Raw genomic sequence first — 24,403 nt, forward strand, 5'->3', positions numbered from 1 at the left:
GCGTGCCCGGCCTCGCCGGACCGCTCACCCTCCGCAAGCGCCTGATCCTCAGCATCGTCGCCCTCGTCGTCCTGCTCACGGTCGCCATCGGGGCCGTCAGCGTCGTCGTGCTGCGCGTCTCGCTCCTGTCGCAGCTCGACGGCGAGCTCGCCGACGCGACGCAGCGCGCGCTGACGAACGCCACCCAGGGCTCCGCCGGCCGACCGAGCCTCACGCCCGACCAGTACGACATCAGCGCACCGCGACAGGCCCCCGGCACGTTCACCGCGTTCGTCGTCGGCGACCAGGTCATCGACGCCTACAGCATCACCCGCACCGGTCAGCTCGACGACCCGGTCACCGCGCAGAGCTCGGCCACCCTGCAGGGGGTCGTCGACGAGCCCGAGCCCGTCTCGGTCGACCTGGGCGGCACCCTCGGCAGCTACCGGGTCGAGTCGGTGCCCGTGTCGATCGCCACGGCCTCCGGCGGCTCGTTCTCGCAGGCCTGGCTCGTCGTCGGCCTGCCGCTCGACGGCGTCACCTCGACCGTCACGGTGATGGTCGTGTCGATCGCCGCCGTCACCCTGCTCGGCCTCGCCGTCGCGATCGGCATCGCCTTCGGCGTGGTGCGGAGCGCGCTCCGTCCGCTCGAGCGCATGTCGGCCACGGCCCTCCGCGTCGCGGAGCTCCCGCTCGACCGCGGCGAGGTCGCCCTCGCCGAGCGCGTCGCGGCGGAGGACACCGACACGCGCACCGAGGTCGGCCGGGTCGGCGCCTCGCTGAACCGCATGCTCGGCCACGTCGAGGGAGCGCTGGAGGCGCGGCAGCAGAGCGAGAACAAGGTGCGCCAGTTCGTCGCCGACGCCTCGCACGAGCTGCGCACGCCGCTCGCGTCGGTGCGGGGCTACGCCGAGCTCACCCGCCGGATGAACGCCGACCTGCCCGACGACGTCGTCTACGCCATGGGCCGCATCGAGTCGGAGTCGCTGCGGATGACCACGCTCGTGGAGGACCTGCTGCTGCTCGCCCGCCTCGACGAGGGCCGCGACCTGGTCGTCGGCGAGGTCGACCTGACCCGCATCGTGCTCGACGCGGTCAACGACGCGCACGCGGCGTCGACCACGCACGAGGTCGACGTCGACGTGCCCGACGAGCCGGTCGTCGTGCCGGGCGACGGCATGCGCCTGCAGCAGATCGTCGCGAACCTGCTGACGAACGCCCGCACGCACACCCCCGAGGGCACCAACGTGCACGTCGTGCTGGGCGTCGACGACCGTGCCCGCGAGGCCGTGGTCACCGTCGCCGACGACGGGCCGGGCATCGACCCCGCGGTGCTGCCGGTGCTCTTCGAGCGCTTCGCGCGGGCCGACAGCTCGCGCTCCCGCCTCGCGGGGTCGACGGGGCTCGGCCTCGCGATCGTCGAGGCCGTGGCGCACTCGCACGGCGGCTCGGTCGTCGTCACGAGCGACGAGCGGGGCGCGGTCTTCACCGTCCGCCTGCCGCTCGAGGGCGCCGCGGTGCCCTCGTCCGGCGCCGTCGCGACCGCCGCCGGCGTCCCGACCTGACGACGGAGGAGGCGCGACTTGCGCGGTCGCGCCTCCTCCGTCTACTCTGTACGAAGCCCAAGACCGCCGGTTGTCTCCGCATGCTCGCATGCAGAGACCGAAGGTTCTCGACCGAGAGCAGCCAGCGCAGGTGTGTGAAGTCGTTCCTCGCTCTCGAGCGAGATCCAGCTCCGTGCGCTTGCGCCGGAGCTTTCTTCATTCCCCCGCCTCGGCGGTGGACGTGAGCGAGTGCCCAGGGGCTGCCGGCACACCCACGTTTTAGGAGAGCCATGGCGAACAAGGAAGCATCGGTCGCCGAGCTCACGGAGAACTTCCGTGACTCGACCGCCGTCCTGCTCACCGAGTACCGCGGTCTCACGGTGGCGGAGCTCAAGGAGCTCCGCACGATCATCAGTGCAGACGCGACGTACGCCGTGGTGAAGAACACGCTCAGCAAGATCGCGGCGAACAACGCCGGCATCTCGTCGTTCGACGACGAGCTCGTCGGACCGTCGGCGATCGCCTTCGTGCACGGAGACCCCGTCGCCGTCGCCAAGGGCTTGCGTGACTTCGCCAAGGCACACCCCGCTCTGATCGTGAAGAACGGTTACTTCGACGGTAACCCGCTCACGGCGGACGAGGTCAAGAAGCTCGCCGACCTCGAGTCCCGGGAGGTGCTGCTGGGCAAGCTGGCCGGCGCCTTCAAGGCCTCGCTGTTCGGTGCGGCCTACCTGTTCCAGGCTCCGCTCTCGCAGGCCGTCCGCACGGTCGAGGCGCTGCGCGCGAAGCAGGACGCCGACAGCTAACGAGCTGTCAGCACCACCCCCACTTCAGTAAGACAACAAGGAGAAAACAATGGCGAAGCTCACGCAGGACGAACTGATCGAGGCCTTCAAGGAGCTCACGCTCATCGAGCTCAGCGAGTTCGTGAAGAAGTTCGAAGAGGTCTTCGAGGTCACCGCTGCTGCCCCCGTGGCCGCCGCCGGTGCCGCCGGCCCCGCCGCCGCTGCCGAAGAGGTCGAGGAGAAGGACTCCTTCGACGTCGTCCTCGACTCGGTCGGCGACAAGAAGATCCAGGTCATCAAGGAGGTCCGCGCGCTCACGAGCCTCGGTCTCGGCGAGGCCAAGGCCGTCGTCGACGGTGCCCCCAGCACCGTCCTCGAGGGCGCCAACAAGGAGACGGCCGAGAAGGCCAAGGCTCAGCTCGAGGCTGCCGGCGCCACCGTCACCCTCAAGTAGTCCCCGGGGCCACGCGCCCCTCGCGGCCCCGGCCGCATCGCAGCACCTGAAAGGCGTCACCCTCCGGGGTGGCGCCTTTCGGCGTTCCCGGGGGCGGAGCCCGGCGGGGGAGGGCGGAGCCTAGGAGGCGCGACCGACGACCGACCGGCGGCGTCCGTACCCGAGGTACACCGCGCCTCCGACGGTCATCCACACGGCGAACGCGACCCAGGTCACCCAGCCCAGCGTGACCATGAGCAGCACGCACGAGGCGCAGCCGAGGATCGGCACGACCGGGTAGAGCGGCACCCTGAAGGTGCGGTCGAGCTCGGGCCGGTGGCGCCGCAGCCACATCACGGAGAGGTTCACGAGCGCGAAGGCGAAGAGGGTGCCGATGCTCGTGGCGTCGGCGAGGGCCCCCAGCGGCACGAACGCGGCGGTGGCGGCGACCGCCCCGCCGACGAGGAGGGTGCCCGCGACGGGCGTCCCGGTGCGCGGCGAGACGCGGCCGAGCACGCGGGGGACGAGGCCGTCCCGGGCCATCGCGACGAAGATGCGGGTCTGGCCGTAGAGCACGGTGAGCACGACGCTCGCGATGGCGGCGACCGCGGTCACGGCGAACACGAAGGCCACCCACGGCTGGCCGGTGATCGTCGCGACGATCGTCACGAGGGTCGCCTCGCCGTCGGTGAAGGCCGTCCACGGGCGGGCGCCGATCGCCGCCACGGCGACGAGCACGTAGAGCACGGTGATGACGACGATCGACGCGATGATGGCGCGGGGCAGGTCGCGGCGGGGGTCGCGGGCCTCCTCGCCGGCCGTGGAGGCGGCGTCGAAGCCGATGTACGAGAAGAACAAGCGAGAGGCCGCAGCCGAGACCCCCGCGGCGCCCATCGGGGCCAGCGGCTCGAAGTTGCCCGCGGAGAAGGCCGTGGCCGCGACCGCGACGAAGAAGACGAGCAGCCCGACCTTGACGACCACGAGCACCGTGTTGACCCAGGCGCCCTCGCGGGCGCCCGGCAGCAGCACGGCCGTGGCGAGCAGCACGAGCACGGCCGCGGGCAGGTTGACGACGCCGCCGGCGCCGGGCGGGTCGGCGATCGCGGCGGGCAGCGAGAGGCCGACGACCTGGAGCGCCTCGTCGACGTACTGCCCGGCGCCCACGGCCACCGCGGCGACCGAGACGGCGTACTCGAGCACGAGGCACCAGCCGCAGACCCAGGCGACCCCCTCGCCGAGGGTGGCGTAGGCGTAGCTGTAGCTCGACCCGGAGACGGGCACGCTGCCCGCCATCTCGGCGTACGAGAGGGCCGAGAGCAGGGCGGCGACGCCCGCCAGCACGAACGACATCCAGACGGCGGGCCCGGCGAGGGGCACCGCGGTGCCGAGCACGACGAGGATGCCCGTGCCGAGCGTGGCGCCGATGCTGATGGCGGTGAGGTGCCAGACCCCGAGGGTGCGGCGGAGGGGCGTCGCCGACCCGTCGACGTCGGCCGCGAACGACTCGAGCGGCTTCCGTCGACGCAGCTGCGTCGTCAGGGGCAGGCGGGCGGGAGCGGGGGAGGGGCTGTCGTGCGGCACCGCGAGAGGCTACCGCAGCGGCGGCGGCGGGTCAGTCGTCGTCGACGTGCAGCCCGAGCTGGCGCACGCGGGCCATCGCCTCGCGGCGGGAGCTCGCCTGCAGCTTGCGGTAGATGCTCCGCACGTGGCTCTTCACCGTGTTCACCGAGATGTAGAGCTGGCTGCCGATCTGCCCGAGGGTCTGTCCCGTGGCGAGGTGGCGCACGATGACGAGCTCCCGGTCGCTGAGCGGCTCGGCGAGCTGCGGCACCGTCTCGGCGGCCCGGCCGCGCAGGCGCTCGAGCACCGACGTCATGAGCGGCGGGTGCGCCCGGCGCGACGCGCGCTCGACCAGCTCGCGCAGGTCGTCGTCGGGCAGGGTCGCGAAGGGCCAGATCGAGCCCATGCGCCCGGCCGAGAGCAGGGCGCGGTCGAACTCGATGTCGGCCCGGGCCGTGTCGCCCGTCGCCAGGTGCGCGGAGGCCGTGATGACGTGCACGTGGCCCATCGAGCGCTCGCTGTGCAGGTCGCCGAGCACGTGGCACGCCTCGAGCGCCGCCAGGGCGGCCTCGGGCTCGCCGGCCTCGAGGTGCACGAGGGCGACGACGCGGGCCGGGCAGAGCACGTGGCGGGCGTTCGGCACCACCGGGGCCGCGAGGCGGCGGGCCTCGTGGGGCTGGCCGAGCTGGCGCATGGTCTCGGCGCGCAGCACCGCGCTCGCGGCGGGCAGGTCGCTGCGGCCCGAGAAGCCCTGCGCGAGGCGCGTGATGCGGGCCAGGTGGTCGAGCACCTCGATGAAGCGTCGCTCGGCGAAGCAGACGCTTGCCTCGGCGAACGAGCCGAGGGGCTCCCAGTCCGTGCCGCGGGTCGACAGCAGCACGGCCTCGACGATCGCCGGCAGGTCGCGGGTCTCGTCCTGCTCGAGGGCCAGGTGCAGGCGCGTGATCTGCGAGAGCGCCGCGAACGCGCTCGTCATGAGCTCGGTGCCCTCGGCGAGGCGCTCGGCGCGGCGGACGTGGTCGCCGGCGAGGGCGAAGTCGCCGAGCAGCATCGAGACGTAGGCGAGGGCCGAGTGGCACTCGACGCGCTCGGCGGGGCTGAGGTGCTCCTCGCCGAGGCCGGCCGCCAGCCCGAGCGAGAACTGCGCCTGGTCGTACTCGCCGTAGTGGACGCGGACGAGGCCGAGCTGCAGGGCGAAGGAGGCGCTGAGCGCGACGCGCACGTCGATCGAGCTCTCGAGGTCGGTCTCGATCATCGTGCGGCAGATCTCGAGGTGCTCGTGGGCGACGACGAGGTCGCCCATCGTGCGGAGGGTCGCGGCGAGGTGCACGTGGTAGCCGGCGCGGACGTCGAGGGGCACGGTCGGGTCGGCGTCGATGGCCTTGGCCACGCCGCGGAACCAGGGCAGGGCCGCGCTGTGCGAGCGCGAGCCCACGGAGCGGTGGCTCGCCGCGAGGGCCAGGAGGATGCGCGGGCGACCACGCCACTCGGCCTCGGGCGCCGAGCGCACCGCGGCGCGCAGGCGGGCGCCCTGGAGGGGCGCGACGTGCGGCCAGGCCGCCTCGATCGCGTCGAGGGCAGCACGGTGGTCGGTGTGGGCTAGCTCGTCGCCGGGTCTGTCCGCGGCGGTCGCGTCTGTCGGGTTCACGGGTCCTACCTCTGCCGCATCGGGGGGTCCCCCGTCGGGTACGGGGACTGCAGCTGCGGAGCGTCGGTGAGCCGCCCCGGCCTCATCCTAAACTGAGTGTTCTTCCCGGTCCTCGACTTCGACCGTCTCGACCCCGAACTGGGGTGGGCTCGGGGGCCCGCCGAGCAGGCGTACCGTGGCGGGATGAGCAGGATGGACTCGGTCGCGGGCGGCGGCGGGATGCGCGCGGGCGGCGGTCGCCTGGGCGGCGGGGGCGGGCGCGTCTCGAGCGGCGACGCCCGGGCGCAGAAGGCGGCGAACGCCCAGGCGCCGCGCATCCCCGACCTCTTCCGGCGCATCCGCGGGCTGTTCTCGCCCCATCGACGGGCCCTCGTCGTCACGGTGGTGCTCGTCCTCGTCGGCGCCGCCATCGGCGTGGCCCCGCCGCTGCTGACCAAGCAGGCCTTCGACCGCGGCCTCTTCCCGGCCGGCGGGCCCGACGTGCCCGTGCTGCTCGAGATCGTCGGCGCGATGGTCGCGCTCTGGGTGGTCTCCGCGGGCATCGGCGTCTGGCAGACGTACCTCACGGCCACCGTCGGCAACAAGGTCATGGGCGCCCTGCGCATCCGGCTGTTCGGGCACCTCCAGCGCATGGAGCTCGCCTTCTTCACCCGCACCAAGACCGGCGTCATCCAGTCGCGCCTCCAGAACGACGTCGGCGGCGTGGCCTCGGTGCTCAGCAACACGATCTCGAGCGTGCTCGGCAACACCGTCACGGTCATCGCCGCCTTCGTCTCGATGCTCGTGCTGAGCTGGCAGATGACGGTCGTCACGGTGATCCTGCTGCCGCTGCTCGTCGTGGCGCAGCGACGCGTCGGGCAGGTGCGGGCCCGCATCGCGACGAAGACGCAGGAGTCGCTCTCCGACATGACGGCCATCACGCAGGAGGCCCTGAGCGTCAGCGGCATCCTGCTCGCGAAGAGCTTCAACCAGCAGCGCGCCGAGGTCGAGCGCTACTCGGCCGAGAACCGGACGCAGATCGGGCTGCAGGTGCGGCAGCAGATGAGCGGGCAGTGGTTCTTCGCCGTCGTCCAGATCTTCCTGTCGGTCATCCCCGCGCTCATCTACCTCGTCGCCGCGTGGCTGATCCTCCGCGACGTGCCGGTCACGGCCGGCACGGTCGTCGCGTTCACGACCGTCCAGGCCCGGCTGACCTTCCCGCTCATGGGGCTGCTGCGGGTGGCCCTCGACCTGCAGACGTCGGGCGCGCTCTTCGCCCGCATCTTCGAGTACCTCGACCTGCGGCCCGCCATCACCGACGCGGGCACCCCCGTGCGCGTCGACCGCACGCAGCTCGGCCGCGTCGAGTTCGACGCCGTCGAGTTCGCCTACCCCGACGCCGAGCCGGGCGCCCGCACGCTCAAGGGCGTCTCGTTCGACATCGAGCCCGGCCAGTTCGCGGCCTTCGTCGGCCCGAGCGGCGCGGGCAAGACGACGGTGTCGTACCTCATCCCGCGCTTCTACGAGGCGACCGGCGGCGTCGTGCGCTTCGCCGGGACGGACGTGCGCGAGCTCGAGCAGGACGACCTCGTCGCGAACATCGGCGTCGTGAGCCAGGAGACCTACCTCTTCCACGCCTCGATCGGCGACAACCTCCGCTACGCGCGGCCGGGCGCCACCGACGAGCAGCTCGTCGACGCGGCGCGGCGCGCCAACATCCACGACACGATCGCGTCGTTCCCCGACGGCTACGACACGATCGTCGGCGAGCGGGGCTACCGGCTCTCCGGCGGCGAGAAGCAGCGCATCGCGATCGCCCGCGTGCTGCTCAAGGACCCCGCCGTGCTCGTCCTCGACGAGGCGACGAGCGCCCTCGACACGGTCTCCGAGCGCGTCGTGCAGGAGGCCCTCGAGACGGCGGCGCGGGGCCGCACGACCATCGCCATCGCGCACCGCCTCTCGACCGTGCGGAAGGCCGACGTCATCTTCGTCGTGGCCGACGGCGAGATCGCCGAACGGGGGACGCACGACGAGCTGCTGGCGCGTGGCGGCGCCTACGCCGAGCTCTACGGGCAGCAGGTGACGCAGGCGGGCTGAGCCGCGCCTCCGTCGACGGGGCTATCCGCGGGCGGCGAGCATCTGCTGCATCGCGTCGATGTCGCTCTGCTGCGTCGCGATCATGCCGCGGGCGAAGTCGTCGACCTGACGGTCGTCGCTGCGGGCGACGACGGCCTCGGCCATCTCGATGCCGCCGCGGTGGTGGGCGATCATGAGCGTGAGGTAGAGGCGCTCGGCGTCGACGCCGTCGGCGGCCCGCAGCTCGGTCATCTGCTCGGCGGTCGCGAGGCCCGGCATGGGCTCGCCCGGCACGTGGCTCGGCGCGGGCGTCGCCGACCCGTCGGCACCGGTCGTCGCGCCGCCGTGGGCGTGGTCGCCGTAGGAGCCGTCGAGGGTGGGCCGGGTCATCCAGGTCATGCTCGGCTCGGACGGCGCCTGCGGCACGCCCCAGACCTCGAGCCACGCGAACATCTGCCCGGCCTGCTGGGCCTGCGCCGTGGCGATGTCGTAGGCGATCGTCCGGACGTCGTCGGCGTCGCTGCGGTCGCGGACGATCATCGACATCTCGACGGCCTGCTCGTGGTGCACCTGCATGTCGCGCGAGAAGCCGGCCTCGACGCTGTGGTCGCCCGGCACGACCGGCGTCGGCGACGTGAGGCGGCCCACGGCGACGCCCGCCACGAGCACGAGGGCCAGCGTGATCACCGCGGCGACCACGAGGCGGGCGCGACGCGACGAGGAGGCGCGGGTCGCGCCTCCCTCGCCGGTCGCGTCGTCGGGGGCGTCGGTCACGCGACCCGTCCGGGGCCGTCGACGCCGCCGGTGCAGGCGGCGCCCGGCTCGGGGGCGTTGGTCGACTTCCAGTACTTCGTGACGAAGTCGGCGACGGCGGGGTCGGCCGGGTCGTCGAAGGCCAGCTGGGCGCCCCAGGCGCTGACGTACATCGGGGAGTCCATGCCCTCGTAGGGCGAGACGACCGAGTAGGTCGAGGGGGCGAGGTCGGTGACGGCCTCGATCTGGTCGTCGGTGACCTGCGCGGGGTCGTAGGTGAACCAGATCGCGCCGTGCTCGAGGTCGTGCACGGCGTTCTCGTTCGGCACCTGCTCGGTGTAGACGCCACAGTTCATCCAGACGCCGGCGTGGTCGCCGCCGGCGGGCGGGGTCATCTCGTAGTCGACGGTGCCCGTGACGTGGTTCGCGGTCAGGTCGTCCCAGGTCTGCACGCCGGCGACCACGACGTCGTCGGGGTCCTGCCGGGGCTGCCCGCTCGTGACCACGAACGACACGACGAGGGCGACCGCCGCGGCACCCGCGACGGAGGCCGCGACGATGCCGATGCGGCGGTTGCGCCTCGCGGTGGCCTGCTGCTTCTTGAGCGCCGCGACCTTCTCCTGGCGGCGGGCGTCGCGCTGCTGCTTGACGCTGGGCTTGTTGTCGTTGCTGGCCACGGGTTGGTCCTCTGCTGGGGGGATCGGGTCGGGTGGTCGGGTCGGGTGCCGGCGCCGGGCTGGCTCCGGTCCGGTCGGGTCGGGCTCGGGGACCGAGCCGCCTGATCGGGGATGCGTCACCAATTTGTTCCACAGGTGTCTGGGAAGTCGGTCACAGCGCATCCCGTGGACGGCACGCTACCGCGGGCCCGCACCTGCCATCGCCCGTAACGCGCGGGCGGTCGCCGGTAGACTCGACAGACGGGCCACCACCCGTCAGAAAGCCCCCTCACCCGATCCGGTCGCCCCACGACGGCACCGGAGAACCCGGAGCAGCCGTGAAGTACGCCGAGACCGTCCTCGACCTCGTGGGCGACACCCCGCTCGTCAAGCTCAACAAGGTCACCGAGGGCATCTCCGCGACCGTGCTGGTCAAGGTCGAGTACCTGAACCCGGGCGGGTCGTCGAAGGACCGCATCGCGACGCGCATCATCGACGCCGCCGAGCGCGAGGGGCTGTTGAAGCCGGGCGGCACGATCGTCGAGCCGACGAGCGGCAACACCGGCGTCGGCCTGGCTCTCGTCGCCCAGCAGCGCGGCTACCGTTGCGTCTTCGTGCTGCCCGACAAGGTCGGCGACGACAAGCGCAACGTGCTGAGGGCGTACGGCGCCGAGATCGTCGTGACGCCGACCGCGGTCGAGCCGTCGAGCCCCGAGTCGTACTACAGCGTCTCCGACCGCCTCGTGCGCGAGATCCCGGGCGCGTTCAAGCCGAACCAGTACGCGAACCCCAACGGGCCGCTCAGCCACTACGAGACGACCGGGCCCGAGATCTGGCGCGACACCGACGGCCGCGTGACGCACTTCGTCGCGGGCGTCGGCACCGGCGGCACGATCAGCGGCACCGGCAAGTACCTGAAAGAGGTCTCGGGCGGGGCCGTGCAGGTCATCGGCGCCGACCCCGAGGGCAGCGTCTACAGCGGCGGCACGGGTCGCCCGTACCTCGTCGAGGGCGTGGGCGAGGACTTCTGGCCGACCGCCTACGACCCCACCGTCGTCGACCGCATCATCGCGGCCTCCGACGCCCGCTCGTTCGCGCTCACCCGTCGACTCGCCCGCGAGGAGGGGCTGCTGGTCGGCGGCTCGTCCGGCCTCGCCGTCGCGGCGGCCCTCGACGTCGCCCGCGACCTCGGGCCCGACGACGTGGTGGTCGTGCTGCTGCCCGACAGCGGCCGCGGCTACCTCGGCAAGATCTTCAACGACTCGTGGATGCGCTCGTACGGCTTCTCCGACAGCGCCGACGAGCGCACGGTGCGCGACCTCATCGCGTCGAAGTCGGGCGAGCTGCCCGACCTCGTCCACGCGCACCCGTCCGACACCGTGCACGACGTCATCGGCATCATGTCGACCTACGGCGTCTCGCAGATGCCCGTGCTCTCGGCCGAGCCGCCCGTCGTCATCGGCGAGGTCGTCGGCGCCATCGAGGAGAAGGCGCTGCTCGAGCACGTCTTCACGAAGGGCGCGGCGATGAGCGACGCCGTCGCCGGCTTCGTCGGGGCGCCCCTGCCGCTCATCGGCATCAACGAGTCGATCACCGCGGCCCGCGCCGCGCTCGAGACCACCGACGCGTTGCTCGTGACCGACGACGGCAAGCCCGCCGGGGTGCTGACGCGCCACGACGTGCTCGCGTTCCTCTCGGCCTGAGCTGCGCCTCCTCCCCGCACGCCCCCACGCGACCCACCACCACGCCCGCCCCGACCGGAAGACCGCAGATGAGCGACCCCACCACCCCCCAGCACGGCTTCTCGACCCGCGCCATCCACGCCGGGCAGGCGTTCGACCCCACGACGGGCGCCGTCGTGCCGCCGATCTACCAGTCGTCGACCTTCGTGCAGGACGGCATCGGCGGGTTCCGCGGCGGCTACGAGTACGCCCGGTCGGCCAACCCGACCCGCGACTCCCTGCAAGAGCTCCTCGCCGCCCTCGAGGGCGGCACCGCCGCGTTCAGCTTCGCCTCCGGCCTCGCCGCCGAGGACGCCCTGCTCCGTGCCGTGCTGCGGCCGGGCTCGCGGATCGTCATGGGCAACGACGTCTACGGTGGCACGCACCGGCTCGTGAACCGCCTCTGGACCTCGTGGGGGGTCACGCTCGAGACCGTCGAGATGACCGATCTCGACGCCGTCCGCGCCGTGGTCCGCCCGGGCGAGACCGACGTGCTCTGGGTCGAGACGCCCAGCAACCCGCTGATGAAGATCAGCGACGTGACCGCCCTGGCCGAGATCGGCCACGCCGCGGGCGCGCTCGTCGTCGTCGACAACACCTTCGCCTCGCCGTACCTGCAGCAGCCGCTCGCGCTCGGCGCCGACGTCGTCGTGCACTCGACGACGAAGTACATCGGCGGCCACTCCGACGTCGTCGGCGGCGCCCTCGTGGTGACCGACGACGAGCTGGCGGAGAAGATCGCCTTCGTGCAGTTCGGCGCGGGCGCCGTGTCGGCCCCGATGGAGGCGTGGCTCACCGTGCGGGGCATCAAGACGCTCGGCGTGCGCGTCGACCGGCACTCGTCGAACGGGCTCGCCCTCGCGCACGCGCTCGAGGCGCACCCGGCGATCGACCGCGTCTACTACCCGGGCCTCGAGTCGCACCCGGGCCACGAGCTCGCGGCCCGACAGATGAAGGCCTTCGGCGGCATGATCTCGGTCTCGCTCGCCGCGGGCGCCGCAGCGGCCCGCCGCTTCGCCGAGTCGACCGAGATCTTCCAGCTCGCCGAGTCGCTCGGCGGCGTCGAGTCGCTGATCGGCTACCCGACCGAGATGACCCACGCGTCGGTGCGGGGCACCGAGCTCGAGGTGCCCGACACGATCGTGCGCCTCTCCGTCGGCATCGAGGACGTCGACGACCTCCTCGCCGACGTCGAGCAGGCCCTCGGGCGCGCGAGCGCGTAGCCGCACGGCCGGACGGCCGCCTGGCGGCACGGCCCGCGAGTGACGAGACGGGCCGGGCGCCGCATCCCTGCGGTGCCCGGCCCGTCTCGTCGTCGCGAGGGCGGTCGCCCTCGTCGTCGCGAGGGCGGCCGCCCGCCTAGAGGGACGCCTCCACGGCGGTGCTCACGGCCACGGGCCCGCCGAGGACGACGATCCCGTCGGGGTCGAGCGCGTCGAGGCGCTGACGCACCACGGGCGGGACGGCGCCGGGCTGGGTGAGGAGGACGGGCGCGCGCAGGCGACCCGCGGCCGACGCGCCGGCGAGGGCGTCGGGGATCGACGACCCCGTCGCGAGGAACGCCGTGTCGGCGCCCTTGCCGTAGCCGTACTCGGCGATGCGTGCCGACGTCGCGAACCGGTTGACGCCGGAGAGGCGCGTGACCGGGGCGACCGTCGCGAGCTGGGTCGCCACGGCCGCGCTGACGGCCGCCTCGCCGCCGAGGACGACGATGCGCGCCGGCCGCAGGCGGGCCAGCTCGGAGGCGACGCTCGGCGGCACGCGGTCGGGGCGCGTCAGCAGCATGGGGCCGGCGTCCGCGCCGCTCGCGAGGGCGGCTCCCGACAGGGCGTCGGGGAAGTTCGTGCCGGTGGCGACGTAGGCGGTGCCGCCCCGACCGGCGGGGAAGGTCGCCGCCGACACGACCGCGGACGTCGTGAACCGGTCGCTGCCCGAGAGGCGCGTGACCTTCTTCCCCGAGCCCGTCGCGAAGGCGGCCAGCTGCTTCTCCACCGCCGTGCTGACGGCGGCGGGGCCGCCGAGGACGACGATGCGGGCGGGCTTCAGCAGTCGCAGCTCGGCCTGGGTCGGCGCCGGGAGGCGGTTGCCGAGGGTGAGCAGGACGGGAGCCTTGCCGTAGCCGGCCGCCGCGCCTCCGGAGAGGGCGTCGGGGTAGCTCGCGCGGGTGGCGACGTAGACGAGCGGCACCGAGCCGCCCGAGCGGGCGGGGCCGTCGACGACGACCGGCGGGGTGAAGGTCGAGGCGGCGATCGAGGCCGCCGTCGCGAACGCGTCGGAGCCGGCCACGCGACCGACCGCGGTCGCGGCGGGGCGGGTCAGGGCGTCGAGCTGCGTGGCGGTGCCGTTGAAGACGTCCTGGTTGCCGGGGAAGGGCGAGTTCGCGGTCTGCGACCACTGCCAGAAGGTCCAGGTCGCGAACGACGACTTGGGGGGAGTAGCGACAGGTGCATTGGTCGAGGAGGGAGCGTAGGAGGCGACCCAGAGGCGGTCCTTCGGGAAAGCGGTGCTGTTGCCGGTGCATGCCGACCAGAAGTTCTGGTTCGTGTAGATGATCGGCTGAACGCCCTCTTGCGCCACCACGGTGCCGACCCAGGACTGGATCCAGAGCACCATCTCGGGCTTCGACAGGCCCCAGCACTGGTCCCCGCCCTGCTTGTCCCAGTTTTCCTCCACCACGGTCTCCATGTCGAGGACAGGCGGAATCATGCCCGGCTGCCACGTCGGCGTGGAGTCGAGGAAGAACTGCGCCTGCGGGGCCCCGGCCGAGTAGAAGGGCGTGGCGAAATGGTAGAAGCCCGTCACCAGGCCGGCGGCCCGTGCGCCCGCTGCATGGGACGCCCGGCGGCTGTCGGAGAGCCCCGTGTAGTTCCCGTTCTTGTACGTGCCCGGCACACCCTCTGACGCCTTGATAAGAGCGAACCTGGCTCCGTCCTTCTTGGCTTGGACGAAATTCGGGTTCTTCTGGAACTCGCTGACATCGAAACCGGGCAACCCGGCAGGTCGAGCTGATCCCGCGTCGGTCGATGCCAGCGCCTGGCGTGAGGACGACCCGAGGTCGTGGCTCTCGATCGCGCCGGCGTCCGTCGCCGTGCCGGCCGCGGACGCGGGCGTCACGACGCCGACGACGAGGCCGGCGGCGAGGAGCAGGGCCGCGGGCAGGGCGCGGCGACGTGTCGATGTGTGCAAGGGGACCCCCGTGATCGTCGGGCGCGACGACCCCCGTCGGCCCCGGGGCGATCCTAGGTGCTGCCGGGCGACCCGTCACGCCAGCCGGGCCCCGGCCGTGTCGGCGGCCCGCCGTAGGCTGACCCGGTGAGCACCACCGAGGCCGTCGACGTCCCCCGCGGGGGAGTCCTGTCGGCCCGCTACCGCCTGGCGACGCTCGGCATGGTGGCGCTGATCGGCATCGCGGCCTTCGAGTCGCTGGCGGTCACGACGGTGATGCCGACCATCGCCCGCGAGCTCGACGGCGAGACGCTCTACTCGCTCGCCTTCGCGTCGCCGCTCGCGTCGGGCGTGGTGGGGATGGTGGTGGCCGGCAACTGGGCCGACCGCAGCGGCCCCCGGGTCGTCGTCACCGCCTCCATGATCGCCTTCGCCGTGGGTCTCGCCGTCGTCGGCACCGCGCCCGACATGGTCGTGCTGCTGCTCGGGCGGCTCGTCCAGGGCCTCGGCTCGGGCGCCGTCATCGTCGGCCTCTACGTCATGGTGTCGCGGCTCTACCCGCCGCCGCTGCACCCCTCGATCTTCGCGGGGTTCGCCGCCGCGTGGGTGGTGCCCGGGCTCGTCGGGCCGGTCATCGCGGGGGCGGTCACCGAGACGCTCGGCTGGCACTGGGTCTTCCTCGGGGCCCTCGTGGCGGCCGTGCCCGCGTTCGCCATGGTCCTGCCGAGCCTGAGGCGCGTGCCGCCGACCGTGCCGGCCGAGGGCGAGGCCCGCGTCGCCTGGAGCGTCGGCCGCATCGCCTGGTCGGTCGGGGCCGCGCTCGCCGTGCTCGCCCTCAACCTCGTCGGCGAGCTCCCGGTCTGGGCCGGGGCCGTCGTCGTCGTGGGGGCCGTCGCCGTGCTCGGCGTCGCGCTCCGACCGCTCCTCCCGGCGGGCACGTTCCGGGCCGCGCCCGGCGTGCCTGCCCTCGTCCTGCTCCGTGGCCTCGTCGGCGCGGCCTTCCTCGGCAGCGACGTGTACCTGCCCTACATGCTCTCGGCGGAGTACGGCTTCTCGACCACCGCCTCCGGCATCACCCTGACGCTCGGCGCCGTCGCGTGGGCGGCCTCGAGCTGGCTGCAGGGCCGCCTCGGCGACCGCGTGCCCCAGCTCGCGGGCATCCGCGTCGGCATCGCGCTCGTCGTCGTCGGCACCGCGTCGGCGGCGGCGACGCCGCTCTGGCACCTGCCGCCCACGGTCGTCATCGTCGGGTGGTCGCTCGCCGGCGCTGGCATGGGCTTCATGTACCCGCGCTTCTCCGTGCTCGTGCTGCGCTGGTCGGGCGACGACGAGAAGGGCTTCAACAGCTCGTCGCTGACCATCGCCGACTCGTCGGGCTCCGCCGTCGCCCTCGCCGTGACGGGCGCCGCCTTCGTGCAGCTCGGGGGAGCGGAGCAGCCCGCCGCGTTCGTCGCCTGCTTCGTCGTCGCGCTCGCCGTGGCGGTGCTCGCGCTGGGGGTCAGCGGGCGGGGCGTCCCTCGCGGCCGGTGACGCGCCTCCGGCGGTCGAGGGGCGGTCGAGGGGTCGGCCGGTCGAATGCATAATGGTGTCCGCACGATGTGTACGGTCACATCGTCGATCAGCGATGGAGCGACGTGATGCCTGAGGTCGACAAGGTGCGCGCCCCCAACATCCGCGACGTGGCCGCCCTCGCCGGCGTCTCGTACCAGACCGTCTCGCGCGTGCTGAACGACAGCCCGAGCATCCGCCCCGCCACGCGGCAGCGCGTGCTCGACGTCATCGACGAGATCGGGTACCGGCCGAACCAGGCGGCCCGGGCGCTCGTCACGAGCCGGTCGAAGGCGATCGGCGTGCTGACCCTGCAGAACGTGCACTTCGGGCCGCAGACCATGGTCAACGCGATCGAGGTCGAGGCGCGCGCCGCCGGCTACCGGCTCAGCATCGCCAGCACCACGCGCGCCGACGACGACGTGCGGGCGAGCGTCGACCTGCTGACGAACCAGGCGGTGGAGGCGATCATCGTCATCGCCCCCCAGCGCAAGTTCTTCGACGTGCTCGACGAGCTCGAGCTCTCGGTGCCGATCGTCGCCCTCGACTCCACCGCGCGCAGCACCGCGCACAGCCTGTCCGTCGACCAGCACGCGGGGGCGCGTCTCGCGACGCGGCACCTCATCGACCTCGGCCACCGGCACATCGTGCACGTGGCCGGCCCGCAGGACTGGATCGAGGCCGACGAGCGGATGCAGGGCTTCCTCTACGAGATGGGGGAGGCCGAGCTGTCGGTGGAACCGCCGATCCTCGGCGACCTGACCGCCGACTTCGGCTACCTCGCCGGCAAGGAGCTGCTGCGGCGGCGCGACTTCACGGCCGTCTTCTCGGCGAACGACCTGATGGCGGTCGGCCTGCTGCACGCCTTCCGCGAGGCGGACGTCGACGTGCCCCGCGAGGTGAGCGTCGTCGGCTTCGACGACTCGCCGACGGCGGCGCACCTCTGGCCGCCGCTCACGACCGTCCGCCAGGACTTCGAGCTGATCGGGAGGCGCGCGGTCGAGCTGGTCGTCGCCGAGATCGCCGGGCGCACGGTCGCCGACCGCACCCTGCTGCCGGCCGAGCTGATCGTCCGCGGGTCGACCGACCGGCCCTGGTTCCTCTGAGGCCGTCGGGTCCGTCGGGTCCGCCGACGACGCCGTGCTCGGCTCTCGTCGGGCGCTCGTCCGAGCCTCGTCCGGACCTGGTCAAGCTCCCGTCCACGACCTCCGCGACGATCCCGCCGGGAGCCCTCCATAACGGATGCGCATCGGCATTTGACAGCGACCACCGCCGGGTCTAGCTTTGCTCCAGTCGCGGTGTGAACGGTCACATCACGAGCACCGGCTGGCCGACAGGCCCCCGGGTGCCCGGGCCGCCGCCGCGACTGCCGAGAAGTGCCCGCCACGCCCGCGAGGGAGTGACCGGCCGACGACGAAGTCGAACCTGGAGGTCGATGTGCCGAGTGCACCGATGACGACGAGCACCGAGCGCGGAGGTGCGGGCCGTGGCCGTTGACGCCCCGATCATCCTCGAGATGCGGTCCATCACCAAGGAGTTCCCCGGGGTCAAGGCCCTCGACCACGTGTCGATGGAGGTCCGCGCCGGCGAGGTCCACGCCATCTGCGGCGAGAACGGCGCCGGCAAGTCGACGCTGATGAAGGTGCTGTCGGGCGTCTACCCGTACGGCAGCTACACGGGCGAGATCGTCTACCAGGGCGACGAGATGCGCTTCCGCGACATCCGCTCCAGCGAGTCGCAGGGCATCGTGATCATCCACCAGGAGCTCGCGCTGATCCCCGAGCTGTCGATCACCGAGAACATCTTCCTCGGCAACGAGCCGACGAAGTTCGGCGCCATCGACTGGCGCGCCGCCAAGTCGCGCGCCGTCGACCTGCTCGCCCGCGTCGGCCTCGCGGACGACCCCGACACCGCCGTCAAGAACCTCGGCGTCGGCAAGCAGCAGCTCGTCGAGATCGCGAAGGCGCTGAACAAGAACGTCAAGCTGCTCATCCTCGACGAGCCCACGGCGGCCCTCAACGAGGCCGACTCGCAGCACCTGCTCGACCTCATCCGCGGGCTCAAGGGCCGCGGCATCGCGTCGATCATGATCAGCCACAAGCTCAACGAGATCGAGGCCATCGCCGACTCGATCACGATCATCCGCGACGGCAAGACCATCGAGACGCTCGACGTCGTCGCCGACGGCGTCAACGAGGACCGCATCATCCGCGGCATGGTCGGCCGCAACCTCGCGAGCCGCTTCCCCGACCGCACGCCGAAGATCGGCGAGGTCTTCTTCGAGGTCAAGGACTGGTGGGTGCGCCACCCGCAGACCGCCGAGCGGTTCGTCTGCAAGGGATCGTCCATCAGCGTCCGCCGCGGCGAGATCGTCGGCCTCGCCGGGCTCATGGGCGCCGGCCGCACCGAGCTCGCGATGAGCATCTTCGGCCGCTCGTACGGCCAGTTCGTCTCCGGCGAGATCGTCAAGGACGGCGAGACGATCCAGCTCAAGAACGTCTCCGACGCCATCGACCACGGCCTCGCCTACGTCTCGGAGGACCGCAAGGTGCTCGGGCTGAACCTGCTCGACGACATCAAGCGCTCGACCGTCGCGGCCAAGCTCACGAAGATCTCCCGCGCCTCCGTCGTCAACACGTACGAGGAGCACTCGATCGCCGAGTCGTACCGCAAGAGCCTGCGGGTCAAGACGCCGACGGTCGACGAGGGGGTCGCCAAGCTCTCCGGCGGCAACCAGCAGAAGGTCGTCCTGGCGAAGTGGATGTTCACCGACCCCGACCTGCTCATCCTCGACGAGCCGACCCGTGGCATCGACGTGGGCGCCAAGTTCGAGATCTACAACATCATCAACCAGCTCGCGGCCCAGGGGAAAGGCGTGATCGTCATCTCGTCCGAGCTCCCCGAGCTGCTGGGGCTCTCCGATCGCATCTACACGATCTTCGAGGGCTCCGTCACCAACGAGATCGACGCGTCGGAGGCCGACGCCGAGACGCTCATGAGGACCATGACGTCGAAGAAGAAGGAGCACGCCGCATGAGTGGCATCAAAGACCTGAAGAAGGTGTTCGGCGGCAACACGTCGAACGCCCGCCAGTTCGGCATGATCGCGACGCTCGTCGTCGCCATCCTGTTCTTCCAGGTGCTGACGGGGGGCCTGACGCTCGACCCGCCGAACCTCATCGCCCTGGTCAGCCAGTACTCCTACATCCTCATCCTCGCCATCGGCATGGTGATGGTCATCGTCGCCGGCCACATCGACCTCTCGGTCGGCTCGGTCGCCGCCTTCGTCGGCATCATGGTCGCGACGTCGATGACGAACTGGGACTTCCCATGGCCCGTCGCCATCGTGTTCGGCCTCGTGGTCGGCGCGGCGATCGGCGCCTGGCAGGGCTTCTGGGTCGCGTACGTCGGCGTCCCGGCCTTCATCGTCACCCTCGCGGGCATGCTCCTCTTCCGCGGTGCGAACCAGTTCGTCGGCAACGCCGTCACGCTGCCCGTGCCGGAGGGCTTCACCGTCATCGGCGCCGGCTACCTGCCCGAGTTCGGGCCCAACACCGGCTACAACAACGCGACCCTGCTGCTCGGCCTCCTGCTGGCCCTGGTCGTCGTGTTCCGCGAGGTGCGACTGCGCCGCGTGCAGCGCTCGATGGGCTCCGAGATGGCGCCCCTCTGGGTCAGCGTGTTCAAGGTGCTCGTGCTCGCCGCGGTCATCCTCTACGCCGCGACGCTCTTCGGCGGCGGTCGCGTCGGAACGTCGTTCCCGGTGTCGGGCATCATCCTCGGCGTCCTCGTGCTGGTCTACGGCTTCGTCACGCAGAACACGATCTTCGGCCGCCACATCTACGCGGTCGGCGGCAACGCCCACGCCGCCGAGCTGTCGGGCGTCAAGGCGAAGCGGATCAACTTCTTCGTCATGATGAACATGTCGGTGCTCGCCGCCGTGGCCGGAATGATCTACGTGGCCCGCGCCGGCGCCTCCGGCCCCCAGGACGGCCTGAACTGGGAGCTCGACGCGATCGCGTCGGTCTTCATCGGCGGCGCGGCCGTCGCCGGCGGCATCGGCACGGTCACGGGCTCGATCGTCGGTGGCTTCGTCATCGCCGTCCTCAACAACGGCCTCCAGCTGCTCGGCGTCGGCTCCGACAAGGTGCAGATGATCAAGGGCCTGGTCCTGCTGATCGCCGTCGCCATCGACGTCTACAACAAGAGCCAGGGCCGCCCGTCGATCACCGGCTTCCTCACCCGCGGCCTCCGCCGCGACAAGGACGGCATCGCGGCCCCGGCCGCGGCCGGCACGAGCGGCGCCTCCGGCGGCCAGGGCGGCGTCGGCACCGACGCCTCCACGACCGAGGGCCCGCTGCAGCCGAACGGCGACCTGTCCGACCAGCAGCGGCCGCGCGCCACGACCCCCAACTAGACCCGCTCCTGCGCGCCCGTCCACCGACGGCCGGACGCGCCTCCCCAGGGCTCCCTCACCGGCAGCCCGACCATCGCACCACCCCTACGAGAAAGTAGACACAGCATGCGCAAAATCGCGCTGGCGACCATGGCGGTCGCCGCAGCAACGACGCTGATCCTGAGCGGCTGCTCCAACTCCGCCCGCACCGAGGCCGGAGCCGGCGACGCCACCAGCGGCTTCGCCGACGGCTCGACGATCGGCGTCGCGCTGCCCGCGAAGACCTCGGAGAACTGGGTCCTCGCCGGCGACCTGTTCACCCAGGACCTCACCGACGCGGGCTTCAAGCCCGACGTGCAGTACGCGGCCGCCTCCGGCACCGTCGCGAACCAGCAGGAGGAGATCCAGTCGATGGTCACCAAGGGCGCGAAGGTGATCATCATCGGCGCGGCCGACGGCGGCCAGCTCGGCACCCAGGTCAAGGCGGCGCACGACGCCGGCGCCGTCGTCATCGCGTACGACCGCCTCATCCTCAACACCGAGGACGTCGACTACTACGTCGCGTACGACAACTTCAAGGTCGGCGAGCTCCAGGGCCAGGCCCTGCTCGACGGCATGGCCGCCAAGAAGGCGGAGGGCCCGTACAACATCGAGCTCTTCTCCGGCTCGTCGGACGACGCCAACTCGGCCGTCTTCTTCGACGGCGCGATGAGCGTCCTCCAGCCCAAGATCGACGACGGCACCGTCGTGGTCGGCTCGGGCCAGACCGACATCAAGCAGACGGCGACCGACGGCTGGAAGGCCGAGAACGCCCAGCGCCGCATGGACTCGCTGATCAACAGCACCTACGCCGACAAGGAGCTCGACGGCGTCCTGAGCCCGAACGACACCCTCGCCCGCGCCATCATCACCTCGGTGAAGCAGGCCGGCAAGACGGTCCCCGTCGTCACCGGTCAGGACTCCGAGGTCGAGTCGGTCAAGTCGATCATGGCCGGCGAGCAGTACTCGACGATCAACAAGGACACGCGCAACCTGGTCAAGCAGGCCGTCGCGATGGTCTCGTCGATCGCCGCCGGCGACAAGGCCGAGACGAACGACGACAAGTCGTACGACAACGGCTCCAAGGTCGTCCCGGCGTACCTGCTGCCCCCGCAGATCGTCACCAAGGAGAACGCCGCCGAGGCCTACGCCAACGACCCGACCCTCGAGCCGCTGACCAAGTAGTCCCGCACCACGCCCGGCGGCGGTCCCCGACCGCCGCCGGCACCGAGAGCCGATCGCCCGCCCGGGCGGTCGGCTCTCGTCGTCCCGCCCGCGTACCCGGCCCGCCTGCCCGGCCGTGTGGTCGCTCTCGTGCCGAGGGTCGGGAGCACGAGGGGCGGGGCGGCTAGCGTGGGGGCGTGCGAGGGGCAGACGAGGAGGCGCGGGCCGGCCGCCCGCAGCCGGTCACCGTCGAGCTCCTGCTCTCGTCCCCGCGCCAGCGCTACGTCGGTCGGCCCGGCGACGGCCCCGCGTCGCCGCGCGGCCCCGAGCTGCACGAGAGCGTCGAGCTGCGCGCCGGCCTCGGCGTCGTCGGCGACCGGTACTTCGCTAAGCCCGCGCACCGCGACGCCTCCGTCACGCTGTTCGCGGCGGAGCAGCTCGACGCGGTCGCCGCCGAGCTGGGCGCTCCCGGTCTCGACGTCGCGGCCACCCGGCGCAACGTCGTGCTGCGCGGCGTCGACGTCGACGCCCTGCCGCGCGGCGCGGTCGTGTCGCTCGACAGCGGCGACGGCCCGGTCGAGCTGCTCGTCGGGCGACCCGCGAACCCCTGCGCGTGGATGGACGTCGTGCTCGCGCCCGGGGCGTTCCGTGGGCTGCGGGGCCGCGGGGGAGTGCGCTGCCGTCCGCTCACCGACGGCGTGCTGCGCCTCGGCCCGGCCGTGCTGACCGTGCTCGACGCCCGGGGCGACGAGCCGACGCCACCCGGCCCGTCACGGCCGCGCGACTAGGCCGTCACGCCGAGACCCGGCCCCGAGGGGCCCGGACGGAGGCTCCGCCTCACTGCCACCAGCTCGGCACCATGGCCGTGATCGTGTCGAGCAGCGTCTTGCGGCTGGTGCGCTTGCCGCCGAGCCAGGCCTCGATCGCGCCGACGAGGGCGTGGGCGAAGAAGCCCGCGGCGATGTGCACGGAGAGGCCCTCGGGCAGCGTGCCCTCGGGCAGGCGCTCGACGTGCTGCAGGGCAGAGGTCTCGAAGTGGCCGGCGAGGGCCTGGTGGATGGAGGCGTCGAGCGGGTCGGGCAGCGCGTGGCGGTACATCTCGCGGTAGCGGACGACGTGGTCGACGACCTTCTCGACCCCGCGACGGGTGATCTCGGCGCCGTCGGTGCCCGGGGCGGCGGCCCGGGCCGCGGAGTCGTCGGCCCGGATGGCGTCGAGCTCGGGCGTGATGACGTCGGTCAGCAGGCCGCCCGGCGAGGTCGCGTGGCTGTAGAACGTCGCCCGGTTGATGCCGGCCGCGCGGGTGACGTCGGCGACCGTGATCGACGAGACGGGCTTCTGCGACGCGAGCTCGACGATGGCGCCGTGAAGGGCCTTCGTCGTCTGGACGATGCGGGCGTCGACCATGGCGACCTCCTGTGCTCCTGGACCGCCCGATCGGGCTGGCCCCGAGCCTAGACCGTCCTCGACACTCGTCGGTCTCGGCGACATCGGGTGTCGCGCGGACTGTCGGGGCGGCGGCCCCGCGGGTTAGCATCGACGTGGCGGCGTCCGCACCACGGCCCCGACCGCCGCCTCCCTCCCCCCACCTCCACCACCTCCGGCACCCGGTCGTGCGTCTCGTGATCGAACCGATTCGATCCGAGTCGCCCCGCGCCTCCGGAGGGCGTCCTCGAAGGCTGACCGTGACCACCGTCCTGCACCCCGGCGACTCCCTGACGCGGCGCCAGCGACTCGTCTACGTGATCGTGCTCGGCGCGCTCACCGCGCTCGGGCCGTTCACGATCGACCTGTACCTGCCGGCGTTCCCCGCGCTCGAGGACGACCTCGGCGTGACGGCGGGCCTCGTGCAGCTGACGCTGACCGCCACGACCGTCGGCTTCGGCGTCGGCCAGCTGCTGGTCGGCCCGTGGAGCGACAAGGTCGGCCGCCGCACGCCCCTGATCGCCGCCACGGCCCTGCACATCCTCGCGAGCGTCGGCGCCGCGACGGCCCCCGACATCGCGTGGCTCGGCGTGTTCCGCGTGCTGCAGGGCATGGGCGCCGCGGCCGGCGGCGTCGTCGCGATGGCGATGGTGCGCGACCTGTTCGGCGGCCTGCCGCTCGTCCGCATGCTGTCGCGTCTCGCGCTCGTCAACGGCATGGCGCCGATCCTCGCCCCGGTGATCGGCTCGCAGCTGCTCGTCTTCACGAGCTGGCGCGGCGTGTTCGTCTTCCTCGTCGCGTACGGGGCGTTCGTCATCGTCGCCGCGATGTTCCTCATCGTCGAGACGCTGCCGCCCGCCCGTCGGGCCGAGGCCGGGCACTCGACCCTGGGCCAGCGGTACAAGTCCCTGTTCAGCGACCGGGTCTTCGTCGGCGTCGCCCTCATCGGCGCGATGGTCTTCTCCGGGCTCTTCACCTACCTGTCGGCGTCGTCCTTCCTCTTCCAGGAGGTCTACGGCCTCGACGCCCAGCAGTACGGCTACCTCTTCGCCGTCAACTCCCTCGGCATCGTCGCGGGCGTGCAGATCAGCTCTCGCCTCGCGCGGCGGATCGGCCCGCAGTGGATCCTCGCCGGCGCCACCAGCGTGCTGCTGCTCGCCGCGATCGCCATCGTGGTGCTCGACTCGCTCGGCGCGGGCCTCGTCGGCATCCTCGTGCCGCTCTGGTTCTTCATCGCGGCGTGCGGCTTCACCTTCCCCCAGGTGCAGGTGCTCGGCCTCGCGAACCACGGCAAGGAGGCCGGCACCGCGGCGTCCCTCCTCGGCGCGCTCAACTTCGGGCTGGCCGGCCTCATCTCGCCGGTCGTCGGGTTCCTCGGCATCGGCTCCGCCGTCCCGATGGGCAGCGTGATGATCTGCACCACGATCGTCGGCATCCTCGCGCTCTGGCTGCTGGTGCGCCCCCGCACCGTCCCGCCGCTCGGCCACTGACCCCCGCCGGAGGCGCGGCGCGGCCGACCAGCACCGCCGCCGG

19 protein-coding genes are annotated in these 24,403 nt (G+C 72.3%); 13 read left to right on the forward strand and 6 right to left on the reverse strand.

What is annotated here, in order from left to right; all coding sequences use genetic code 11:
• The first annotated feature begins 2 nt into the window (after positions 1-2).
• The 3 genes from EDF38_RS03935 to rplL all read left to right on the forward strand — a co-directional run bounded on the left by EDF38_RS03935 (position 3) and on the right by rplL (position 2,762).
• On the forward strand, positions 3-1,544 hold the full coding sequence (locus EDF38_RS03935) for a HAMP domain-containing sensor histidine kinase (protein WP_123354073.1): 1,542 nt from the start codon (positions 3-5) through the stop codon (positions 1,542-1,544).
• A 269-nt stretch (positions 1,545-1,813) separates the two neighbouring features.
• Positions 1,814-2,329 (forward strand): 50S ribosomal protein L10, encoded by a 516-nt coding sequence (gene rplJ / locus EDF38_RS03940; RefSeq protein ID WP_123354074.1) that lies wholly within the window; start codon positions 1,814-1,816, stop codon positions 2,327-2,329.
• A gap of 49 nt (positions 2,330-2,378) precedes the next feature.
• Positions 2,379-2,762, forward strand: coding sequence for a 50S ribosomal protein L7/L12 (rplL, locus tag EDF38_RS03945; RefSeq protein ID WP_056053063.1), 384 nt, complete (start codon positions 2,379-2,381; stop codon positions 2,760-2,762).
• 120 nt (positions 2,763-2,882) lie between these two features.
• Here rplL and EDF38_RS03950 read toward each other — a convergent pair whose 3' ends face one another.
• Positions 2,883-4,322, reverse strand: a complete 1,440-nt coding sequence (locus EDF38_RS03950; RefSeq protein WP_123354075.1) for an APC family permease — start codon at positions 4,320-4,322, stop codon at positions 2,883-2,885.
• A 31-nt stretch (positions 4,323-4,353) separates the two neighbouring features.
• Positions 4,354-5,949 carry a LuxR C-terminal-related transcriptional regulator gene (locus tag EDF38_RS03955; RefSeq protein ID WP_123354076.1) on the reverse strand — a complete coding sequence of 532 codons (1,596 nt, stop codon included), beginning with the start codon at positions 5,947-5,949 and terminating at the stop codon, positions 4,354-4,356.
• Positions 5,950-6,141: 192 nt separating this feature from the next.
• Here EDF38_RS03955 and EDF38_RS03960 point away from each other — a divergent pair, with 192 nt between their 5' ends.
• Positions 6,142-8,025 carry an ABC transporter ATP-binding protein gene (locus EDF38_RS03960; RefSeq protein WP_123354077.1) on the forward strand — a complete coding sequence of 628 codons (1,884 nt, stop codon included), beginning with the start codon at positions 6,142-6,144 and terminating at the stop codon, positions 8,023-8,025.
• 21 nt (positions 8,026-8,046) lie between these two features.
• Here EDF38_RS03960 and EDF38_RS03965 read toward each other — a convergent pair whose 3' ends face one another.
• Complete coding sequence (locus EDF38_RS03965; RefSeq protein WP_233572195.1) at positions 8,047-8,778, reverse strand: DUF305 domain-containing protein; 732 nt, start codon at positions 8,776-8,778, stop codon at positions 8,047-8,049.
• Positions 8,775-9,434: a DUF3105 domain-containing protein gene (locus EDF38_RS03970; protein WP_199734578.1), complete on the reverse strand. Its 660-nt coding sequence runs from the start codon at positions 9,432-9,434 to the stop codon at positions 8,775-8,777. The genes EDF38_RS03965 and EDF38_RS03970 overlap by 4 nt, the downstream gene beginning before the upstream one ends.
• A 317-nt stretch (positions 9,435-9,751) precedes the next feature.
• Here EDF38_RS03970 and EDF38_RS03975 point away from each other — a divergent pair, with 317 nt between their 5' ends.
• Positions 9,752-11,116, forward strand: a complete 1,365-nt coding sequence (locus EDF38_RS03975; RefSeq protein WP_123354079.1) for a cystathionine beta-synthase — start codon at positions 9,752-9,754, stop codon at positions 11,114-11,116.
• A 68-nt stretch (positions 11,117-11,184) separates the two neighbouring features.
• Entirely contained in the window at positions 11,185-12,357 is a 1,173-nt protein-coding gene (locus tag EDF38_RS03980; RefSeq protein ID WP_123354080.1) for a cystathionine gamma-synthase, read from the forward strand.
• 136 nt (positions 12,358-12,493) lie between these two features.
• On the opposite strand, the gene EDF38_RS03985 is transcribed toward EDF38_RS03980, so the two are convergent.
• Positions 12,494-14,320, reverse strand: a complete 1,827-nt coding sequence (locus EDF38_RS03985) for a cell wall-binding repeat-containing protein (RefSeq protein WP_123354081.1) — start codon at positions 14,318-14,320, stop codon at positions 12,494-12,496.
• 126 nt (positions 14,321-14,446) lie between these two features.
• Between EDF38_RS03985 and EDF38_RS03990 the strand changes: the two genes are divergently transcribed.
• The 6 genes from EDF38_RS03990 (at position 14,447) to EDF38_RS04015 (ending at position 22,233) form a co-directional block, all read left to right on the forward strand.
• Complete coding sequence (locus EDF38_RS03990; RefSeq protein WP_233572196.1) at positions 14,447-15,829, forward strand: MFS transporter; 1,383 nt, start codon at positions 14,447-14,449, stop codon at positions 15,827-15,829.
• Between the two features lie 107 nt (positions 15,830-15,936).
• On the forward strand, positions 15,937-16,953 hold the full coding sequence (locus tag EDF38_RS03995) for a LacI family DNA-binding transcriptional regulator (RefSeq protein ID WP_123355013.1): 1,017 nt from the start codon (positions 15,937-15,939) through the stop codon (positions 16,951-16,953).
• Between the two features lie 410 nt (positions 16,954-17,363).
• Positions 17,364-18,884 (forward strand): multiple monosaccharide ABC transporter ATP-binding protein, encoded by a 1,521-nt coding sequence (gene mmsA, locus EDF38_RS04000; RefSeq protein ID WP_123355014.1) that lies wholly within the window; start codon positions 17,364-17,366, stop codon positions 18,882-18,884.
• Positions 18,881-20,263 carry a multiple monosaccharide ABC transporter permease gene (gene mmsB, locus EDF38_RS04005; protein ID WP_123354082.1) on the forward strand — a complete coding sequence of 461 codons (1,383 nt, stop codon included), beginning with the start codon at positions 18,881-18,883 and terminating at the stop codon, positions 20,261-20,263. Before mmsA ends, mmsB begins: the two co-directional genes overlap by 4 nt.
• A 105-nt stretch (positions 20,264-20,368) precedes the next feature.
• Entirely contained in the window at positions 20,369-21,466 is a 1,098-nt protein-coding gene (locus EDF38_RS04010; protein WP_123354083.1) for a sugar-binding protein, read from the forward strand.
• A gap of 176 nt (positions 21,467-21,642) precedes the next feature.
• Entirely contained in the window at positions 21,643-22,233 is a 591-nt protein-coding gene (locus EDF38_RS04015) for an MOSC domain-containing protein (RefSeq protein WP_123354084.1), read from the forward strand.
• A 49-nt stretch (positions 22,234-22,282) separates the two neighbouring features.
• Here the strand turns inward: EDF38_RS04015 and EDF38_RS04020 are convergent, their stop codons facing one another.
• A complete protein-coding gene (locus EDF38_RS04020) occupies positions 22,283-22,852 on the reverse strand; it encodes a TetR/AcrR family transcriptional regulator (protein ID WP_158613312.1) in 570 nt (189 codons plus the stop codon).
• Positions 22,853-23,124: 272 nt separating this feature from the next.
• Here EDF38_RS04020 and EDF38_RS04025 point away from each other — a divergent pair, with 272 nt between their 5' ends.
• Positions 23,125-24,360: a multidrug effflux MFS transporter gene (locus EDF38_RS04025; protein WP_370275615.1), complete on the forward strand. Its 1,236-nt coding sequence runs from the start codon at positions 23,125-23,127 to the stop codon at positions 24,358-24,360.
• Positions 24,361-24,403 lie beyond the last annotated feature (43 nt).

This window comes from Frigoribacterium sp. PhB160 (genome assembly GCF_003751785.1).
Classification (GTDB): domain Bacteria; phylum Actinomycetota; class Actinomycetes; order Actinomycetales; family Microbacteriaceae; genus Frigoribacterium.